This is a genomic window from Candidatus Hamiltonella defensa 5AT (Acyrthosiphon pisum) (assembly GCF_000021705.1).
Lineage (GTDB): Bacteria > Pseudomonadota > Gammaproteobacteria > Enterobacterales > Enterobacteriaceae > Hamiltonella > Hamiltonella defendens.
The window spans coordinates 1,256,446-1,273,617 of sequence record NC_012751.1 but is presented as its reverse complement, the minus strand read 5'-3'; the positions used below and the strand labels follow the sequence as shown (position 1 = coordinate 1,273,617).

The 17,172-nt window shown below is 42.6% G+C and carries 19 protein-coding genes and 2 pseudogenes; 14 read left to right on the top strand and 7 right to left on the bottom strand.

Annotated elements, in window-relative coordinates; translation table 11 throughout:
* Positions 1-304: 304 nt before the first annotated feature.
* Positions 305-664 (top strand): annotated as a pseudogene (locus HDEF_RS13215) (iron-containing alcohol dehydrogenase); the annotation flags it as partial.
* Between the two features lie 116 nt (positions 665-780).
* Here the strand turns inward: HDEF_RS13215 and HDEF_RS13980 are convergent.
* Both HDEF_RS13980 and HDEF_RS13560 read right to left on the bottom strand, forming a co-directional pair.
* Complete coding sequence (locus HDEF_RS13980) at positions 781-840, bottom strand: hypothetical protein (RefSeq protein WP_487249502.1); 60 nt, start codon at positions 838-840, stop codon at positions 781-783.
* A 14-nt stretch (positions 841-854) separates the two neighbouring features.
* Entirely contained in the window at positions 855-1,040 is a 186-nt protein-coding gene (locus HDEF_RS13560; protein ID WP_015873795.1) for a hypothetical protein, read from the bottom strand.
* A 131-nt stretch (positions 1,041-1,171) separates the two neighbouring features.
* On the opposite strand from HDEF_RS13560, the gene HDEF_RS06220 reads away from it, so the two are divergent.
* From HDEF_RS06220 to HDEF_RS06185, 9 genes are all read left to right on the top strand, one after another.
* Positions 1,172-1,549 carry an IS630 transposase-related protein gene (locus tag HDEF_RS06220; protein ID WP_012737971.1) on the top strand — a complete coding sequence of 126 codons (378 nt, stop codon included), beginning with the start codon at positions 1,172-1,174 and terminating at the stop codon, positions 1,547-1,549.
* Positions 1,461-1,994, top strand: a complete 534-nt coding sequence (locus HDEF_RS06215) for an IS630 family transposase (protein WP_086934965.1) — start codon at positions 1,461-1,463, stop codon at positions 1,992-1,994. Before HDEF_RS06220 ends, HDEF_RS06215 begins: the two co-directional genes overlap by 89 nt.
* A gap of 483 nt (positions 1,995-2,477) precedes the next feature.
* Positions 2,478-3,980 (top strand): hypothetical protein, encoded by a 1,503-nt coding sequence (locus HDEF_RS06210; protein WP_015873794.1) that lies wholly within the window; start codon positions 2,478-2,480, stop codon positions 3,978-3,980.
* Between the two features lie 1,662 nt (positions 3,981-5,642).
* Positions 5,643-5,870, top strand: coding sequence for a type II toxin-antitoxin system Phd/YefM family antitoxin (locus HDEF_RS06205; protein WP_015873792.1), 228 nt, complete (start codon positions 5,643-5,645; stop codon positions 5,868-5,870).
* A 1-nt stretch (position 5,871) separates the two neighbouring features.
* Positions 5,872-6,201, top strand: coding sequence for a type II toxin-antitoxin system RelE/ParE family toxin (locus tag HDEF_RS06200; RefSeq protein ID WP_015873791.1), 330 nt, complete (start codon positions 5,872-5,874; stop codon positions 6,199-6,201).
* A 559-nt stretch (positions 6,202-6,760) separates the two neighbouring features.
* Positions 6,761-7,186 carry a hypothetical protein gene (locus tag HDEF_RS13210; RefSeq protein WP_234809354.1) on the top strand — a complete coding sequence of 142 codons (426 nt, stop codon included), beginning with the start codon at positions 6,761-6,763 and terminating at the stop codon, positions 7,184-7,186.
* A complete protein-coding gene (locus tag HDEF_RS06195) occupies positions 7,101-7,586 on the top strand; it encodes a hypothetical protein (RefSeq protein ID WP_044612339.1) in 486 nt (161 codons plus the stop codon). Before HDEF_RS13210 ends, HDEF_RS06195 begins: the two co-directional genes overlap by 86 nt.
* Before the next feature lie 645 nt (positions 7,587-8,231).
* Entirely contained in the window at positions 8,232-9,185 is a 954-nt protein-coding gene (gene trfA, locus HDEF_RS06190) for a plasmid replication initiator TrfA (protein WP_015873789.1), read from the top strand.
* Positions 9,186-9,289: 104 nt separating this feature from the next.
* Positions 9,290-9,616: a hypothetical protein gene (locus HDEF_RS06185; protein WP_015873787.1), complete on the top strand. Its 327-nt coding sequence runs from the start codon at positions 9,290-9,292 to the stop codon at positions 9,614-9,616.
* Between the two features lie 4 nt (positions 9,617-9,620).
* Here the strand turns inward: HDEF_RS06185 and HDEF_RS11580 are convergent.
* From HDEF_RS11580 to HDEF_RS06170, 3 genes and pseudogenes are all read right to left on the bottom strand, one after another.
* Positions 9,621-9,932 (bottom strand): annotated as a pseudogene (locus HDEF_RS11580) (cupin domain-containing protein); the annotation flags it as partial.
* A 109-nt stretch (positions 9,933-10,041) separates the two neighbouring features.
* Complete coding sequence (locus tag HDEF_RS06180; protein WP_015873786.1) at positions 10,042-10,926, bottom strand: replication initiator protein A; 885 nt, start codon at positions 10,924-10,926, stop codon at positions 10,042-10,044.
* A gap of 675 nt (positions 10,927-11,601) precedes the next feature.
* A complete protein-coding gene (locus HDEF_RS06170; RefSeq protein WP_044612337.1) occupies positions 11,602-11,925 on the bottom strand; it encodes a hypothetical protein in 324 nt (107 codons plus the stop codon).
* 180 nt (positions 11,926-12,105) lie between these two features.
* Here HDEF_RS06170 and stbA point away from each other — a divergent pair, with 180 nt between their 5' ends.
* From stbA to stbC, 3 genes are read left to right on the top strand one after another with little or no spacing between them, the layout of a single operon-like run.
* Complete coding sequence (stbA, locus tag HDEF_RS06165) at positions 12,106-12,426, top strand: plasmid stabilization protein StbA (RefSeq protein WP_015873783.1); 321 nt, start codon at positions 12,106-12,108, stop codon at positions 12,424-12,426.
* Positions 12,427-12,434: 8 nt separating this feature from the next.
* Entirely contained in the window at positions 12,435-13,151 is a 717-nt protein-coding gene (gene stbB / locus HDEF_RS06160) for a StbB family protein (RefSeq protein WP_015873782.1), read from the top strand.
* A 1-nt stretch (position 13,152) separates the two neighbouring features.
* Complete coding sequence (stbC, locus tag HDEF_RS06155) at positions 13,153-13,461, top strand: plasmid stabilization protein StbC (protein ID WP_015873781.1); 309 nt, start codon at positions 13,153-13,155, stop codon at positions 13,459-13,461.
* Positions 13,462-13,613: 152 nt separating this feature from the next.
* Here stbC and pilV read toward each other — a convergent pair whose 3' ends face one another.
* Positions 13,614-15,020 (bottom strand): shufflon system plasmid conjugative transfer pilus tip adhesin PilV, encoded by a 1,407-nt coding sequence (pilV, locus tag HDEF_RS11575; RefSeq protein WP_086935004.1) that lies wholly within the window; start codon positions 15,018-15,020, stop codon positions 13,614-13,616.
* Between the two features lie 108 nt (positions 15,021-15,128).
* Between pilV and HDEF_RS06140 the strand changes: the two genes are divergently transcribed.
* Positions 15,129-15,608: an Hsp20 family protein gene (locus HDEF_RS06140; protein WP_015873779.1), complete on the top strand. Its 480-nt coding sequence runs from the start codon at positions 15,129-15,131 to the stop codon at positions 15,606-15,608.
* A 38-nt stretch (positions 15,609-15,646) separates the two neighbouring features.
* On the opposite strand, the gene HDEF_RS06135 is transcribed toward HDEF_RS06140, so the two are convergent.
* Entirely contained in the window at positions 15,647-17,155 is a 1,509-nt protein-coding gene (locus HDEF_RS06135; RefSeq protein ID WP_015873778.1) for a GspE/PulE family protein, read from the bottom strand.
* Positions 17,156-17,172: the final 17 nt, after the last annotated feature.

The following is a 17,172-nucleotide window of genomic DNA, read 5'->3' as shown; positions in this document are numbered from 1 at the left end:
CAGTTGCCTTTCGGCTGATTGCCTTCGCTTTTTGGAACGTCTTATGCCCACTGTCTCTTAGTATTTACATCAACACTAAAAGATTAATGGGGTTACCGTGTTTCACACCATGAAGATACATTGAGTGGGCTGCCTCCTCTATGCCGGGGAACGGGATCCGTCGTAAAGAACGAACACTCTTCTTTACCCGTTTCTAACTGTCGTTAAACTTCCCCATAACACGTCACATCTGATTTCGTGTTTTACTTGCTTACGACATTTTAATAACGGAGATTCACTTTATTCAACCCATTTCAGTTTTGCCTTGCCCCTATTTCTTATTCAGCTTAATACTTTAGTTAGGCTTTCATTCTCGCTTAGCACAAGAGAATTACTCCTCTTGCACCGAGTAAGTGGCAATAAGGTTTCGGATCAACCTTACCCTTTTTCAAGGGACTTCTGTGGTGCAACTTTCACGTCGCACGCATTCAACGAGCAAACCTCTGTCGTGGTAGGAGCAGGAGGGGGTAAAACGCTAGATACCGCAAAAGCGGTGGCAGACAAGCTGAAACTCAGTGTCGCCATTGTGCCGATAGTGGCGTCTAGCGATGTACCTTGCAACACGTTCTTGGTGATTGATACAGACGAAGGGGTGTTCGACAGCTACCGTGTTTATGGCAAACACTCTTGAGGTTTCGCTTTTTTAGGCACAGTATTCACACAGACCTTATGAAGGTACACCGCAGTAATTTCGGGACAGCAGATAGAGCGTCCTCTCTAGGGCGATGCAACCTTAATTTCTTAAGTTTCGTCATTCTTGAGGTGGCCTATTTCAGACTCCGTCAGACCGGTAAATCTCATCACCGATTGCCTGTCTATGCCACTTTTAGCATCTGGCGCGCTATCTTCATGGAAGCCTGTTTTTCGCCTTTCTTTTCACCAATTTGTATGCCTTCCTGGATCCCTTCAAATTTTCCTTCTTGCCTTAATACTTGAGCCATCGTCATCAGAGTCCCCTCGTGTTTTTCTGATTGTTTCGTTATCTCAGTGATAAACTGCATGGGGTTTTTTGCGTTCCCCTCTTGGATGAATAATTCATCATCATGATGACTTGATTCTCCGTATACTCATTATATAGCTAAGCGATTTAATTTTAGTTACAATATAAAGAACTAATTAGCATGAGGTCACTATGAGTTATTCAGTGGATTTTCGTCAAAAAGTCCTGAGTATTCGAGAGAAAGAAGGACTGAGCATCAGAGCAACGGCGAAGCGTTTTCACGTAGGTACAGATACTCTCAGGCGTTGGCTCAAGCGAATAGAACCGAAACCCTCGGGTCCGCGTCGAGGCAAGATGGATAAAGAGGCGTTTATCAAAGATGTGGCAGAGTATCCAGATAGCTATCAACGGGAACGGGCGGCCCGTTTCGGGGTGTGCCCCAAAGCCATCTGGCAAGCATTGAAAAGATGGGGTCTGACCTATAAAAAAAACTCTGCGTCATCCCAAGGCAAACGAAGAGGCACGACAGGGGTTCCAGGAAAAAATCGCGGGGTATCAAAAGCAGGGTAAATCTCTGGTTTATCTCGATGAGAGCGGCTTTGCTCACGATATGCCCCGCCTCTACGGATACGCTACACGAGGTCAACGCTGTTTTGGGACTCACGATTGGCAGGCTAAGGGCCGCACTAACGTCATTGGTGCCTTATTAGGGGTCACTCTCATCGCGGTGGGCCTCTTTAACTGCTCCATTAACAGCGATGTTTTTTATGCCTGGGTCACTCAGCTGCTCCTACCCGCTCTTCCTCATCCGTGCGTGATGATGATGGATAACGCTTCTTTCCACAAGCGAAAAGATATTCAACACGCCATTCTCAACGCCGGTCATTCTATTGAATATTTGCCTCCTTATTCGCCCGAGTTCAACCCTATTGAGCACACATGGGCTCAAGCTAAAAGAAAAAGAAGAGAACTTCAATGCGACATCAATACCTTGTTTTCAGAACATATTATGTAACTATTCTTATGTCGTTTAGCTATATCTGATTGGCAAAAATACTGACAAACCACTTCTATCATGACTGTCATTTATCAAATTAACTCTTGTAAGGCATAACCAAATGAAGTTCACAGCCCTGCCTGATATCCCCAAAACACTTTGATTTTTAAACACTCAATTTTTCATGCGTAGCCCTTGACTTCCTTAACTTTTCTTATTAAAAATTTCATTTCATTTAAAAAACTTAAAAGTTTTTGCTTATTTATAGTAGTTTTTACATGGATTTAGAATTTAAAATGATTTTTAATTAAAAAAGAGAAATGACTCCAGCCATCTTCTTTTTTTTCGATTATGTCGAACTCTTTTGGGTTGTTGTCATAATACGGAGTGATAGAACTAACACAACTTTTGAATAACGTGATTTCGGGTTTGAAGGATGTGATAGATACCTAATCCTTTTAAGTCAAGGAGGATGTAAATAATTATGGTAATAGTCAGATTTTGGGTAAAACAGCTTTAAATAAAAAAGAAGGGAGTAATATTATGTCTAATCTTTACCTTTCACCTCATAGAGCGATTAGAAACAAATACATTCAGAACGCGATTAAAAGCTCTTCAAAAGAAGAGGCGACTCGTATTGAGATATGGGAAAAAATTAAAGATTGGTTTTGCGGAACTAACACAATTGAAGCGCTGGGTAAACTGTATGATTTAACACACCACAATGATAAATCTGATACTGAATCGGCATTCAAAAAAGTGTCTGCTTTTTACCAGCTCAAAAAAATGGCTTGCCCTGGTCATCAAGATAAATTTTGGGCTGATATTGCCGATAACGAAGACGGAACTTATACTTTTTCTTTTTCAATTGAAGATGTGATAGATGAATTTAAAGTAGTCTATGGAAACACTGAAGATGATATTTCTGCTATCAAAAAAAGAGAACTCACCAATGATAGTGAGATTTTAGAAAAAAATACTGTTATAGGTAAAGTAAAATATGATCGCGAGCAAAATAAATTAGAAGGTATTTCTTCAGCAAATCAACGGAGAGTCGGTCTGCATTTATTGGATGAGTCAGTCAAACAAAAAATGGCGATTTATCAGGGTTTGGCACAAGAATGGACTTCATTTCAAATGAAGTGTTTCGATTATTATGCCCAACAACGTTCTTCGTTAGATTCAATTAATGGGCTTAATATGACAAGCGTAATAGGAACGGCAGATGAGTGGGTCTATCAGTTTTCTCAATCAATTAACGAAATAAGAACCCGCACACAGAAAATCCATGCAAAACAGTTTCATGATACGATTAATAATTTTAAAATTAATGCTGCTCCTAAATTACTCGAAGAAATAGATAATTATATATTAGAAAATAATAAAAAATATCCATTAGCTTATGAACATGTTAAGAAATACCCTTCTGATAAGGACATGATGAGTAATTTAAAAGTTATCAGAGAACTGGCTTTAAATTTCAAAATAACGGGCCTGATGAGTGATACTCCAGATGCCGGTTTATTCCTTGAACACCTTCGTCTTATTAAAGACGAAGTTGATATTGTATGGTCATCAATCCATAAAAATGATCCGAAACAGCAGCTTGATCAAGGAGCCTACCGAGATTGTGCTCGTGGCGTATTAAGCCAGCTTTGGAGTTTTCTATCAGCTGGTGATAAAGAAAAAATGCTTGAAAATATGGAGGGGCAATTTGGGCAACGTTTACGAGGTGTCGTTGAGCTGGCAGCAGAAGAAGTAGGTCAAAACGAAGAAGACCGAATATTGATTTCTACAATCTATAAGTACAGCTTTCTCATGGAGGACGTGGTTGTTACATTAAGAAATGATTTAGGAAAAGAAGAATTCGTGGTTGGCAATCCCGAAAACATCAAGCAATTGAGTGAACTGATAAACTCAGAAATTCAGGCATTATTACAGGTCGGAATAGACTTAAGCCATTATCCGTCGGGGGGTGTAGATAAAACGGTTTTGTCATATTAAGAAAAATTCAGCTTAACCAATCACATTATGCGGTGTTATCTTAGAGATAAAACCACAATATAATGTGGTTATAGCAATTTAAAAATCCTTAATGCGATAGAACCAAAATTATCCCCTGCAGAAAAATTTTATTTTCTGACTGCCTAAAAAATAAGCCACATCCCTTTCGGTTTATATTTTCCCATTAATGCGACACAACCGAAAAATGACATCTCTACCGATTGTGAATGAAAATGAATATTCGCATTAGTTCCTGCTGTCATTGATTTTTATCCGAGTCTTAAATTCGTTTTGGTATTCTTCGTTGGTTAATTGGTGAAGATTATCAAATCGCAACGCCACTTTACAATCCGTCGGGTATTTGAATGTTTGAAAATCTGGCCATGATATTTGCTCATACAATTTTAAAATTGTTTCGCGTTTTGAGGGTTACGAAAGAAGCGATCAAATAATTTATCTATAAGGCTCATAAATTCAGTTTTTTCCAACGAATTCGATTTTAATATTCGGTTTAGTTGTTTATCACTTATATGAGTAAAAATCCGGTTTTGACTAAAAACTGTATTAACAACAGTAGACATACTGTCTTTCTCCGATTATTTATTTTTTACTATATATTAATTATTGCAGCAATACGTTGAAAAAACAGATTCTGTCGAGGAAAAAGACGGCATCAAATGGTTGCATCAGGGCATGACAAGAAGTGAGTTTTCCTTAAGTTTTTAGCCCGGAACATCGGATAAATATCCAGAAAGCGCATCTGGACAAAGGGCTACTAAGTCTGCAATTTACCTACGATATTCCAGAACAGGAAAAACCCCAGAAAATTGCTATCGGCGGACACAATGAATCAAAACATGTTCTTGAGCACCGAAGTGATTAACCCAAAAGAAATGCATTATTTGGCATGATCCTATAGATTTGATCGGCCCAGTGTGTGCCCGTTGGACTTTGGCGTATTTCAGGGGGAATCTGAGAGTGAAGCCCCACGTGATTTGGTTTTACCAAAGTAATTGGAGCCGCGAAATTTGAGGAAGATCAATTCTTCCTCGACAGGGAATGGACCGGCCGAAATGCCGAGCCAATGAATGTCAGTGTTAACGCAATATACCTGCCCCGTTCTTCTCTCGATTCTGCTTTGATGATGACGGAAAGCAAATTAAGCCGATTATGGCCAGAGCTACTGGTAGCGGGGTTAATCTGAATAAACTGCTTGATCGGTGCGGCTGGCAAATAGAAGCCTGTTCAAACGACGCTGAACCTTTTCTTTTCCAGCTAATTAATGGCTTCCGAAAGATAAGCAATGATGCCTGGTATGTAATACTGGCGTATTACATGAGTAATTCTTGTGTGTTCTATTTCACATTCAGCAGGTGTTCATATTCCCGGCGTTCCATCGAGAACGTTACGCCTATCTTTGGAACCACATCTTGGGGCTCTAGCGTTTAGCTCAGGCCTGAACCTCCGAAATTGCTGTCACCTCAGTTTCTGGTGGGCAACCAGCGCATCCAACAAGATCACCCGCGCTCGGGTCAGATTTCAACCGCCTGTCATAATGTGGCCGCCAGTTGAACATTCAGGTAATTCCGTCCAGATACACCTTGCATTAAAACCATATTTAGACTAAATTTAAACTTAATTATAAAAAGGGGGGGATTTATCATGAGAGTCGAAACAATCAGTTATGTGAAAAAAAACGCCGCCACGCTTGATCTGGCAGAACCGATTCTTGTCACACAGAACGGCGTTCCTGCGTATGTGATTGAGTCATACGATGTGCAAAAGGAGCGGGAAAACGCCATCGCATTACTGAAGCTGCTTACCCTCTCTGAGAAAGATAAAACTGACGGCAAGGTCTACTCAAGAGGCCAGCTGCTCGAGGGGTTATGATATGGGCGTTGTATTTCAATACACTAATACCGTCAAAATCTGTATCGATGATATTTCGAGTTATTTATTACGGCGTATAGAGGCGAAACGAAAAGAGGTTATCACCGCCATTATTGAGCAATTCGAAAAACGAGTGAGTGATTTTCCCCTGGGCTGTCAGATCTGCCCGGAATTGCTTAAAATAGGCTGTGCTCAATATCGTGAATGTAATACGGCAAATGGTTATCGTGTGCTGTATTCAGTCGAAGATGAAACTATTACAGCTCATGCTGTTTTGTCCCAAAAGCAGGACATTCAGCAACTGCTATTTAAGCGTATGATAAGTTTTTAATTAGACGCATAATCAATCTATGACGGGCCGTCATAGGTTAAAAAATGCTCCTGGCATACAAAAAATTCTGTTTCCCGAACTGGGGGGGGTTAGCTGATAGTTTTTTAGCCCTTGATAAATAGGCAGTAATTTCAAATAATGAAATACTAGTGTATTACATGTGTCATTCTTGGTTATTCTATTTTACTGTCAGCAAATGCGCATATTCGCGGTGATCCATCGAGAAAGTCACGCTCATCTCTGCGTTGCCAAGTCCAGTGCAAACACCTTCAGATACACCTCCGTGCTTTCATAGCGTTTATGTTGCATATAGTCCTGTACGACTTTCGGGGGAACATTGTTAAAGAACAGCTGCATCGCAAATTGAATAGAATACCTTCATCACTTGCCCTTTTCACTGCCTGTTGTAACCACAGCCCTGCAGTTTTTTTTCTGACATCGAATAATGGCTTACGGCATCCGGGCCGGAATGTCGCCAGGTAACGCTTCAGCGTCCGAAAACGTACACACGGCCGGGGACTATCCAGCTGTACGTCCCGGGGTTAACGTCAGGGCTTCAGTGATCAATTCCCTTGAAGTGATGGATTATGAGCGCCGATTGAAGGCCAGTCATGTTCAATTTAGCCTGGAGGCCTGTGCTTTATCTGACATTGTTGAATTCAATAAACCGGCGGAGTCGGACGTAAAGAATGAAGACGAACACACTGAAAAAACCATTCAGAATAAAATCATTAAAATACTCAGTGAAGCGGTCGCAAGCAGGGCCTCAGATGTGCATTTTCGTCTGGAAAAGGTCTTCTGCAAAATCTGTTTTCGTATCGATGGAAGAGATTCATCAGCCAAGCAAAAGCAGAAGGCTATGAGGTCGTGGTGGTGTCAAAAACGAACCTCTCTCCGAGATGGGCAAAAAATCTTCGGCCGATATCCGAGAGCAGCTTCTCGAGGAGCTGAAAGAAGACATCGACAATCAGCCGCTGTTAAGTGAAGCGCAATTCCAGGCGGCTCTGCATGGCGAAGGGGACTACTCGGAAACCAGCCTCAGGAAGACCCAGATATTTAAGGACCTGAACCTGACCGAGTATGACGGCGAAGATGCGACGGCGCTTTTGAACCAGCTGACCTTGGGGGAAGTCACTGGGGGAACGGTGAGTGCCATCAAAAAATTATCGATTTCCGCGCTGTCTGTGCAGGCCGACAAGCAGTTAGACATTCGCAACCGCAAGTTTGTCACCAACCGTGTAGATTTAAAACATTACAGCAAACGCAAACAACATCAGTCTCAGATTCTGTCGGCGACCGGTCTAGATGATAAACTCAACTATCAAGGTCGAATCTGGACAAGCCAGGAAGCCCAGACAATCCGAAAATGGCTTCTGCGCCCGTGAGGAAGTGTTTAAGTACAGCGGCATCACCGTGTGGTGTGACATTCAAGGCCCTAAAAAGCCCTCTTCGCTGGTTTAATGACTTCCTGAGAAAGAAAAAACCCCCTTGAGGGTTTTAGTTTTGTGCTCCTTAAAATGGTTTTTAGGCGTTTTTAGAGGCATTTGGTTCAAACAGGTTTAACGTCTGAGAATTTCAAAAAAAAATTTTTTTAACTTTAAACAAGAGCGCTCGCCGCAGTCTTTGGCTGAGGCGTACCGAAGGAGCTTTGCTCCGAGGAACGAACAGCCAAAGCGAGGAAGCGGAAGATCCTCTTTTGTCGAGGGAAGCACGGTCACTCTTTAGCCAATATTAGGCAATCAGGTTTTTTAGTATTTGAATTTGTGCCTGTTAAAATGATGGGGTAAGAACTGAAGTTATCCATAAGATTTAATGGGGAAAACGTGGTTAAAAGATCAGTTATGTATAAGTTAAATAAGTTAAAGGGATTTTTTTGGCTATAGGCATATGAAATATAATAAGTTTTTCGACATGTTGGTTTTTAAATCACAGTATTTAGGTTTTTAAATCACAGAAACGAGCCAATCAAGTGCTGCTAACACCTGACCAGCTCTGACCAACAACCCTAGACACTAGATAGGATTGAGGCTATGGCAGATCATACAATTAATCAGAGAGTAAGCAAATTGAGAACGTTACGTCCCCGTAAACATGAGTTAGAATTTTTTATTGCTGATGAGGTCGAGCTTTCGAGTTTCAGGGATGAGATGGCAAGCATGGAACCCCCTTTTTTTGCCTTGAAAGGCGGAGATACCAAGGTTAGAAAATACAAAAATGGGAATGTAACCGTTATTGTTAAGGCTACGGCTGATGGATTAGCCACTGTTTTTGATAAAGATGTCTGGATTTATAGTATATCAAAACTACAGGAAGCGATTAATAATCATCAAGAAATAAGTAGAACAATTTGTTTTACGCCTTATGATTTTTTTGTAACCACGAATAGAACAATTAGTGGTAGAACTTATCAAGAATTAGAAAGGGCTTTAGATAGGTTAAAGGGAACAACAATTAAGACCAATGTTTTTTATTCAGAAGAAAAGCAGGAAAGTATTGGCTTTGGTCTTATTGATAGTTGGCGAATTCTTGATGAAAAGAAAGGTAATCTTGATATTGGTATGATTGAGATAACGTTACCTGATTCGCTTTATCAGGCATTGCATAAAAAGAAAATGCTGAAAATCAGTCCCGACTATTTCCGTATCAGAAAAGCAATAGACAGGCGACTTTATGAAATAGCGCGTAAGCATTGTGGTCATCAGGGAGAGTTTACGATAGCCCTTGAAAAACTGCATTTAAAAACGGGCAGCACCGCCTTGTTGAAAATGTTCCGGCATAACATTAAACAACTGGCTAAAACGAATGACTTGCCTGATTACGGCCTTCGTTACGATGCCAAAGCGGATATGGTGATTTTTAATAACTGTAATCTCACACCGGAGCAGGAAGAAAAAGAACAACAACGGGAAAATGGTAAGCGAGAAATCTACAAATTGAAAAATTTACTGGATGAAAAACTGGCCGCCAAGCGAGGTAAAAAATGAGCAATATTTATCCGTTCCCTCAAGGTGAACAACGTCAGGCGGTGAAAAAATCAATAAAAACAACAAATCGGAAGAAAAAGTTAAGCAAGGCAGGTTAAATTTTGATGACCGGCATTCTCTGGTTGTGGTTTGCTTTGCGTATCACCCTTGCCAATATGTTGCATATCGCCACAGTCTCATTCTTTGCCTTTTTACATGCGTTCAAGGGATTTATTTTTGTGATGGGCGGATTGGGTTGCATCATAATGTATTATCATATTGATAAGCATTTTACCGCATCGGATAACTATACCATTCCTTTTTTTGGGGGGCTTTGGGTGATGGCTTGTGCAGGTGAGGTGATAACGTCAATGCTTCACTCAACGATGCGTTTTCATCGACTCTTTTCGGTTTTGGTCAGAGAAGAAGAGAAGAGCGACGCTCACTATTAAGATGTCCCTGTTGCAATAGAGTCTGAACTTGTGAAGGGGAGTACACCTCTGCCTCCGGTGCTTTCGGTAACTCATAGGAAGTTTGAGACATCTCCTGAACAAACCAGGTCTTCAAATGGCCTCTCTTCTGAAGTAAGAATTGACTCATCATGTCTTGGAGGGCCGTGAGGTCTTGTGGCAGAATTTCGGTGGGATCTTCCCGCAGAAGTAAATCGGGTGAGGGAGAATACTCAATGCCTCGATGGTTTTCATCTGAAAGCGACTCAGTCCAGTTCCTTATCATGCGAAGACTGTTGTCTGTCCAGAAATTCAGGCATCTCGTTTATTCTTCTTCAATGAAAGATTTACTGTCTCGAAAGGGCATTTTTTCAAAAAACATCAGAGATAAACTGAGGCAATCTGATGTGATGTCTGCCAGTATCTTGTCAAATCAGACCCTCAGAGGCCATACGGTGGGCGTGATATTGGAGGTCCCCGAACAAAATATTTACGCTGTCTCGTTCCACATCATAGCGCATTTCATAATCTGGTAAGTCGTTAGATTTAACCAGTTGCTTGATGTTATGTCTGAACATTTTTAACAAGGCTGTACTGCCTGTTTTTAAATGCAGTTTTTCAACGGAAATATTGAATTCTCCTTGATGACCACAGTGTTTTCGGGCAATCTCATAAATGCGTCGATCTGTCGCTTTTCTGATGCGAAAATAGTCAGGACTGATTTTCAGCATTTTCTTTTTATGCAATGCCTGATAGAGCCAATCCGGTAGGGTGACTTCTATCATACCGATATCCAATTTACCTTTCTTTTCGTCAAGAATTCGCCAACTATCAATAAGTCCAAATCCTATAGATTCCTGTTTCTCATCAGAATATACAATGTTCGTCGTTATTCTTGTACCAGATAATCTTTTTAAAGATTTTTCTAATTCATTATATGTTCTCCCGCCTATCTCTCTATTTGTAGTCACTAAAAAATCATAAGGCGTAAAGCAAATAGTTCGGCTTATCTCCTCATTATTATTCATGGCTTCCTGTAGCTTAGATATGCTGTAAATCCAAACATCCTTATCAAAGATAGTTGCCATACCTGATGATGTCGGTTCTACAGTAACGGTTATATTTCCATTTTTATATTTTCTAGTCTTTGTATCCCCTCCCTTCATAGCAAAAAAAGGATGCTCCATGCTTGCCATTTCATCCCTAAAACTTGAAAGCTCAACCTCATCGGCAATAAAAAACTCCAGTTCATGTTTACGGGGGCGTAATGTTCTCAAGTTGCTTACTCTCTGATTAATTGTATGATTTACCATAGCCTCAATCCTGCGTTATCAGGGTTGCTGGTAAGAGTCAGTGCTGAGCGGTCACTCAGCACTGACTCGCTCGTTTTGGGATTTAAAAACCAAATACTGGGATTTAAAAACCAAAGAGTTGAAAAACATGTTTTAAATTATTGTATTTATAAGATTTTTTATCTAACTAAATTTCCTTAACTTGTTTTAACTATACATAACTGATCTTTTAACCGCGTTTTCACGCTTTAATCTTGTGGATAACTTCAGTTGTTACCCCATAATTTAAACGGGCCAAAACTTGAGTACTAGAAAACCTAGAAAACCTGATTGCCAAATATTAGCTAAAGAGTGACCGTGCTCCCCTCGACAAAAGAGGATCTTCCGCTTCCTCGCTTTGGCTGTTCGTTCCTCGGAGCAAAGCTCCTGCGGTACGCCTCAGCCAAAGACTGCGGCGAGCGCTCTTGTTTAAAGTTAAAAAAATTTTTTTTTGAAATTCTTAGACGTTAGACCTGTTTAAACGAAACGCCTCTAAAATCGCCTAAAAACCATTTTAAGGAGCATAAAATAACAACCCATGAATGTGCATTACCAAAAGGAGATTTCTTCTCACAGAGAGATACAGGACGTTTTAGGATAGTTTTTGAAGGTTAGGCCAGGCGAGATTTTCAGATCAACACAGTTTTTGTACTAAAATCAATGGGGGTTCTGTACTAAGAATCTAGTACAAGACACCAAAAACACCAGTACAAAATTTTCATCAAATTTCACAATGTCATAGTGACGTAAATACGAATTTCTTTCAGGTGATGGATGAAAGAATGATAACCGTTTTAAGTCATGCTGTTTCAGGGAAAGCCCCTGTCCAAAATCCAAATATTTTTCTTCGCGTTCCACTTGGATTAACTTTTTCCGCTGACAGGTATTGTTTGGCTTGTTTTGACGCGGGAACCCCCCTAGTAACAGAAAGCCAAAATCACCAATATAAACACCCGATGCAGGATAGGCGTATTGTCCCAAAATGTGCCATTTTTTGACGCTCCGCCCGCCGCTACACGGGGTTCTTGTGAAGTAAAAACCATTTTACGTCAAAAATACATCATTTTTACATTAAAAAATTGACAGGAATTCATTTTTACATCATTAATCAGCTTTTTTATCATTATTACACCAAAAATACATCAATTTTAAGAGGCTAATATGAAGCCTAAAAGCATTAGGGCAGCCATCCAGATGATGCTGCCAGAAGTGGAAGAAATGTTATCTCTTGGTGTATCAAGAGAAGATGTTTTTAAGGTGGTTTCAGAAAGATTTCACATTGCTAATGTGAATGTTAGAAGTTTTGATACTGCATTATATCGAGCAAGGGTAAAACGATCCAAGCTGGAAAAATCTACGACTCTATCTTGCAGAAAAAAGGAAGATCAAAATAACACTCATAGTCAAGAGATTATCGGTAAAGAGTTTTTTGAAAAAATCAACGATTCGTTTGACCCAAATAAATTCATGGATAAATACTGAGGTGGAAAATGAAAGTAGCAGTCATTAATTACAGTGGTAGCGTCGGAAAAACCTTGATTTCGACTTATCTTCTTTCGCCTAGAATGAAAGATGTAAAATTCTTTTCTGTTGAAACGATTAATCAATCAGCGGCAGATTTGGGTATTAAAGATGTAGTCAGTTTTAAAGGTGATGATTTTTCAAAACTGATTGAAGATGTTGTTTTTGAAGATTCTGCCATTATTGATATCGGCGCATCTAATGTAGAACCATTTTTAATGTCTATGTCACGTTTTGATGGCGGTGCAAACGAATTTGATTTGTATTTTATTCCTGTTACCAAAGAAGATAAGGCCGTGAAAGAAAGTATGAAAACGGCACACACCTTACACAAGGCTGGAGTCGAAAAAGACAAAATTGTTTTCGTGCCAAACAGGATTACTCCGGGTGAAGATGTCAAAAAAGTTTTAGAGCCGATTTTCTCTTTTGTAAAAAAAACCAATGTCGGAAAAATTGATAAAAACTCCGTGATATACGATAGTGAAGTTTTTGAATACTTGGCTCATCATCAAATATCATTTGAATCTCTGACAGAAGAAGATGCAGAGGAATTTAAAATGAGAGCAAAACAATCTAATGATACCGATGAGCGCCGTAAAATGGCGCGTCGTTATACTTATATGAAACAAGCGATTCCTGTTAAAAACAATCTTGATAGAACATATGCTCTATTAATCGGAGAGTGATATGGACAAGCAACCCGATAAATTAGAGGTGCTAATGGACTGGTTTCTAGGTGATGCCAAAGAAATCAATGAGACACAAAAAAAAATACTGGAAGAACAAACGGCATTACTTAATCGTGTTGAAGAACTGAATCAATGCATTGATTCAAAAATAGAAAAATCCATCCAAGACATTATTGTTAGAATGAGCGATTCTTACAACGAAACAAGGTATAAAACTAAAAGAGGCCGATTTATCGCTATAATATTGCTTTGTTCTATCCTTAGTGCTCTGATCGGCGTGGAACTGACTTTGTTCATCATCAAATGAATAGAGTGAAAATAGACCACTCATATCTTTATCACGAACATGTCAGTGACATAATCAGATGAAACTAAATTTCAGAGTCTGCCTGATCTGCTGATGTTGATTCCATTCACCCCATTTTCAGACAACTCATCCCGCCTTGATGATAAGGGACGTTAATTCGACAGATCGATTCTGATATCACTGCTCAGGTGGTAATGGGCTGAGCTCAGTGCCCCGCGGAGGTGATCGCCCTGGGCTATTGTTAAACGATACTGTTTTTGTACGACGCCCACGGTGTCGTAGCCCCAGTAGTGGCCACCCCCTCCGGTTTTTCTGACATTTAATCGGTTCGTGATCTGTTCCCTCACTCTGCCATTGAGCGACAGGGTAAAGTTCGCCATGGCTGTGTGTGAGCCGTCGACCGCAAAAAATCTGGATGAAATGGAGACCAGTACAAAATGAAAATCGCCTGTGGACTCTACCGATAATGCATTCACTCCGGCGCGTGACAGGTTGCCTCCCCCTGCTCCCTTCCATACCCCTGATTGACAGGACAGCAGGGCCCCGCTCGCATCACGGCTCAATAACCCATCCGGAGTACACCTATGACCCGAAATCGATATTTGATCGAGCTGAACCGTGCCGCCTCGCACGGTGCCTGTGGTCGTGATATTCCCGGAGGCATTAATCCTGCCTGAATGAGTGATATCGTTACCCCCCATATCTATATGGGTATGCATCCGGTTCAGTTCCGGCCTGTGCTTCACCTGAAACCGGTACAGCCGATCGCTTTCCTGCAACACGCTACCCAGAATTTCAGACGATAACGCCATGGCAATATGCCCGTGTCGGCAGTCGAGGCCAAAATCACGGGGATCGCTTGTCCAACCCCCATAAGCGCCGATGGCGATATTTTTTCCATCGACATACCCCCCCATGCCGGTGATCTGGGTGGCAATTCGGCGCATGCCTTTTTCTGAAAGAGGCGCCCCCTGTACGCTACAGGTCAGCGCCTGTAGCGCTGGCGGATTTTTCTGGCTGTTTTTGACAACGCCGGTCACGTACTGTTGACCCAAGCCGTTTTTCTCTGAGAAGCCCTGTTGCAGATACCCGTTTTTCATCAGTAACGACGGCGTAATACGATAGGGCAGCGGAAAATTAAGTAATTCATCGCGATGGTCAGCAATATACTGCTTTGATGCGTCATTAAACTGGCTGGCACGGCGCAGGGCATCGGAGAGCTTTCCGGAGAGCATACCGGAACCCATCAGGGTGGCTTCCTGAACCGGCACCCATTCCAGCAAGACCTTTTCAAACGCACTTTGTCCCTCATCGATTGCAGACAGGCAATCGGTCAACAGCACCGAGCAGGGATGATGTTTTCGGCCAAAATCGGTGACCACGTGGCGCATATCGATAAAGGCCTGCTGCAACGATTTGTTGTTATCCAGCAGGAAGGCCAGCATGTCGTAAAAGGCAATGCGGTCTCTGGCGGAAAAGGTTTTTTGGTAAATCCATCTCAGTGTGGCGTCAATGCGAGGTTTGACGGCAACAACGGTTGACGTTAATAAGGGCAACATGGTTTTTTTCTCAGGTTGAGGGGGGCGCTTGAAAACGTCTCCACTGCCCCTATATGAAGGGTGTGAGGGGAATGTTTTATTCACTGTGTATTATTAAAGGAGGAGTCTATGGCCAATCGTTCTTTCTCTCTTATCCCGGCATTCAGCCATCATCCGCTTTCTGACCGGCTTTCGCAGATAGATAATCTGTTCAGTCGTCTGACCGGCGAAAAACCGCTGGCAGACTCACCCGCCTATAATCTGCTGCAAAAAGACAAAGCGCATTATGAGCTGACAGTGAGCGTACCGGGTTATGTTCGGGATGAACTCGATATTTCCGTGCTCAATAACCAGTTAACCATTACCGGCAAGCCGCACGTTGAAAAAACAGATTCTGTCGAGGAAAAAGACGGCATGAAATGGGTGCATCAAGGCATGACAAGAAGTGAGTTTTCCTTAAGTTTTAGCCTGGAGCATCGAATCAATATCCAGAAAGCGTATCTGGATAAAGGGCTACTCACTCTGGAATTTACCTACGATATTCCAGAACAGGAAAAACCCCAGAAAATTTCCATTGGTGTCAACAATCAATCAGGGCAGGTTCTCTAACATCAGACGGATGAATCCCAACTTGACCTGTTTTCAGGTTATAGGGCTAACAACGTATAACTGTCTTCATCGATGGGACAAACACAATGGGCGGCCAGTGGGTCCACTTCTCCTGCATGGATGTAGTTCAAAACGTGCTGATTACGCGTAATACCACCCAGTTTACGATGCCAGTAGGTTTTCGCGGCCGCCCTGCTTTTTGTCCGGTACAGTTCAAAAAAGGGGGCATCCGGGGCAATCACTTCAGCCACCACCATCCGCCCAACAATCCCGTGATAACAGTGTTCGCAGCCTTCCACATGGCGCATAAACACCTTTTCAGGCTGACAGTGGTGTTCAATCAGATTGCGATCGTCTGCCTCAAGCTGCCCGGCTACCCGCTGATAAGGGACTTTGCAGTGCGGGCATAAACGCTGTACCAGACGTTGACTGATCAGCCCAATTAACAACTGCGGATCGGCCAGTAGCCCGGCGGATACCCCTTCTATTTCCAGTCGCTCAAGGATATTCAGGCCATCATTGGCGTGCAGGGTCGTCATCACCAGATGACCGGTCATGGCCGCTTTCAGGGCGGTAAGAGCGGATTCCAGATCGCGGATTTCACCGTTTAAAATGGCATCCGGATCACAGCGCAAGGCATACGCCATCGATAGCCGCCATGCGCGTTTGATGTCTTCGGGATTTTTCTTGTCCGCAATGATCGGCGTCTGAATGGCGCCATCAATACGGCCTTCGGGTGAGTCTTCAATGGTTAACAGTCTCCGTACCGGTAACCTGTTGATATAGCCCCATAGCGCAAGCCAGGCGGCGGAGGCGGTGCGGAGCGTGGTGGATTTCCCGGAGCCAGTGGGACCGGATAAAATGATCATGCCTTCGGGACGGCGCAACAGGCGTTTGAGTACCCGGACTTGATCGGGCAAAAAGCCCAATGATTCAAAATCCGGGACGGCCTCGCCCTCCTCCTGAATCAGACGCATCACCACATACAGCCCGCCGACAGCAGGCATATGCGCATAGCGGGCACCAAATATGCCCAGCGGCTTTAAAAACCGTTCAGCGATACGGCCATCCTGATGAAGATGGGGGTAAAACTGTTTCTCGGTGACATCACACATCGACAGAATAATGGTGGACGCCAGCGCCATCCCTTCGTCCTTGTCGATGCAGTCCAGACAGTGCAGTTCACCGTGCACCCGCGCTTCCACATAGCAAAACTCACCGCCATCGCGTCCGACAGTCAAATGCACGTCAGACGCCGATAGAGCAATGGCCTTGCGGAAGTAGCCTGATACCCGCTGCTGGTTGACGCTGTGTGCCGGGGCATCCCCCGATGGCGGGAGGGCTGCGTGGGCGATGTCATCCAGCGACAGGCTGACCCATCGGGTACGCCCAGGAAAGGCTTTCTGTACCCGGCTGACAAAGTGCTGAACCTTGAAATCTTCGCGGTAATTGTCCGCGATCACCATATCAATCATGCCGTCCTCAGCCTGGGTCACCCGCACAAAGCGGGCGATATCGGCATCGGGCTGCGGAAGCGCATTGAACATCACTCTTTTTCTCCTTA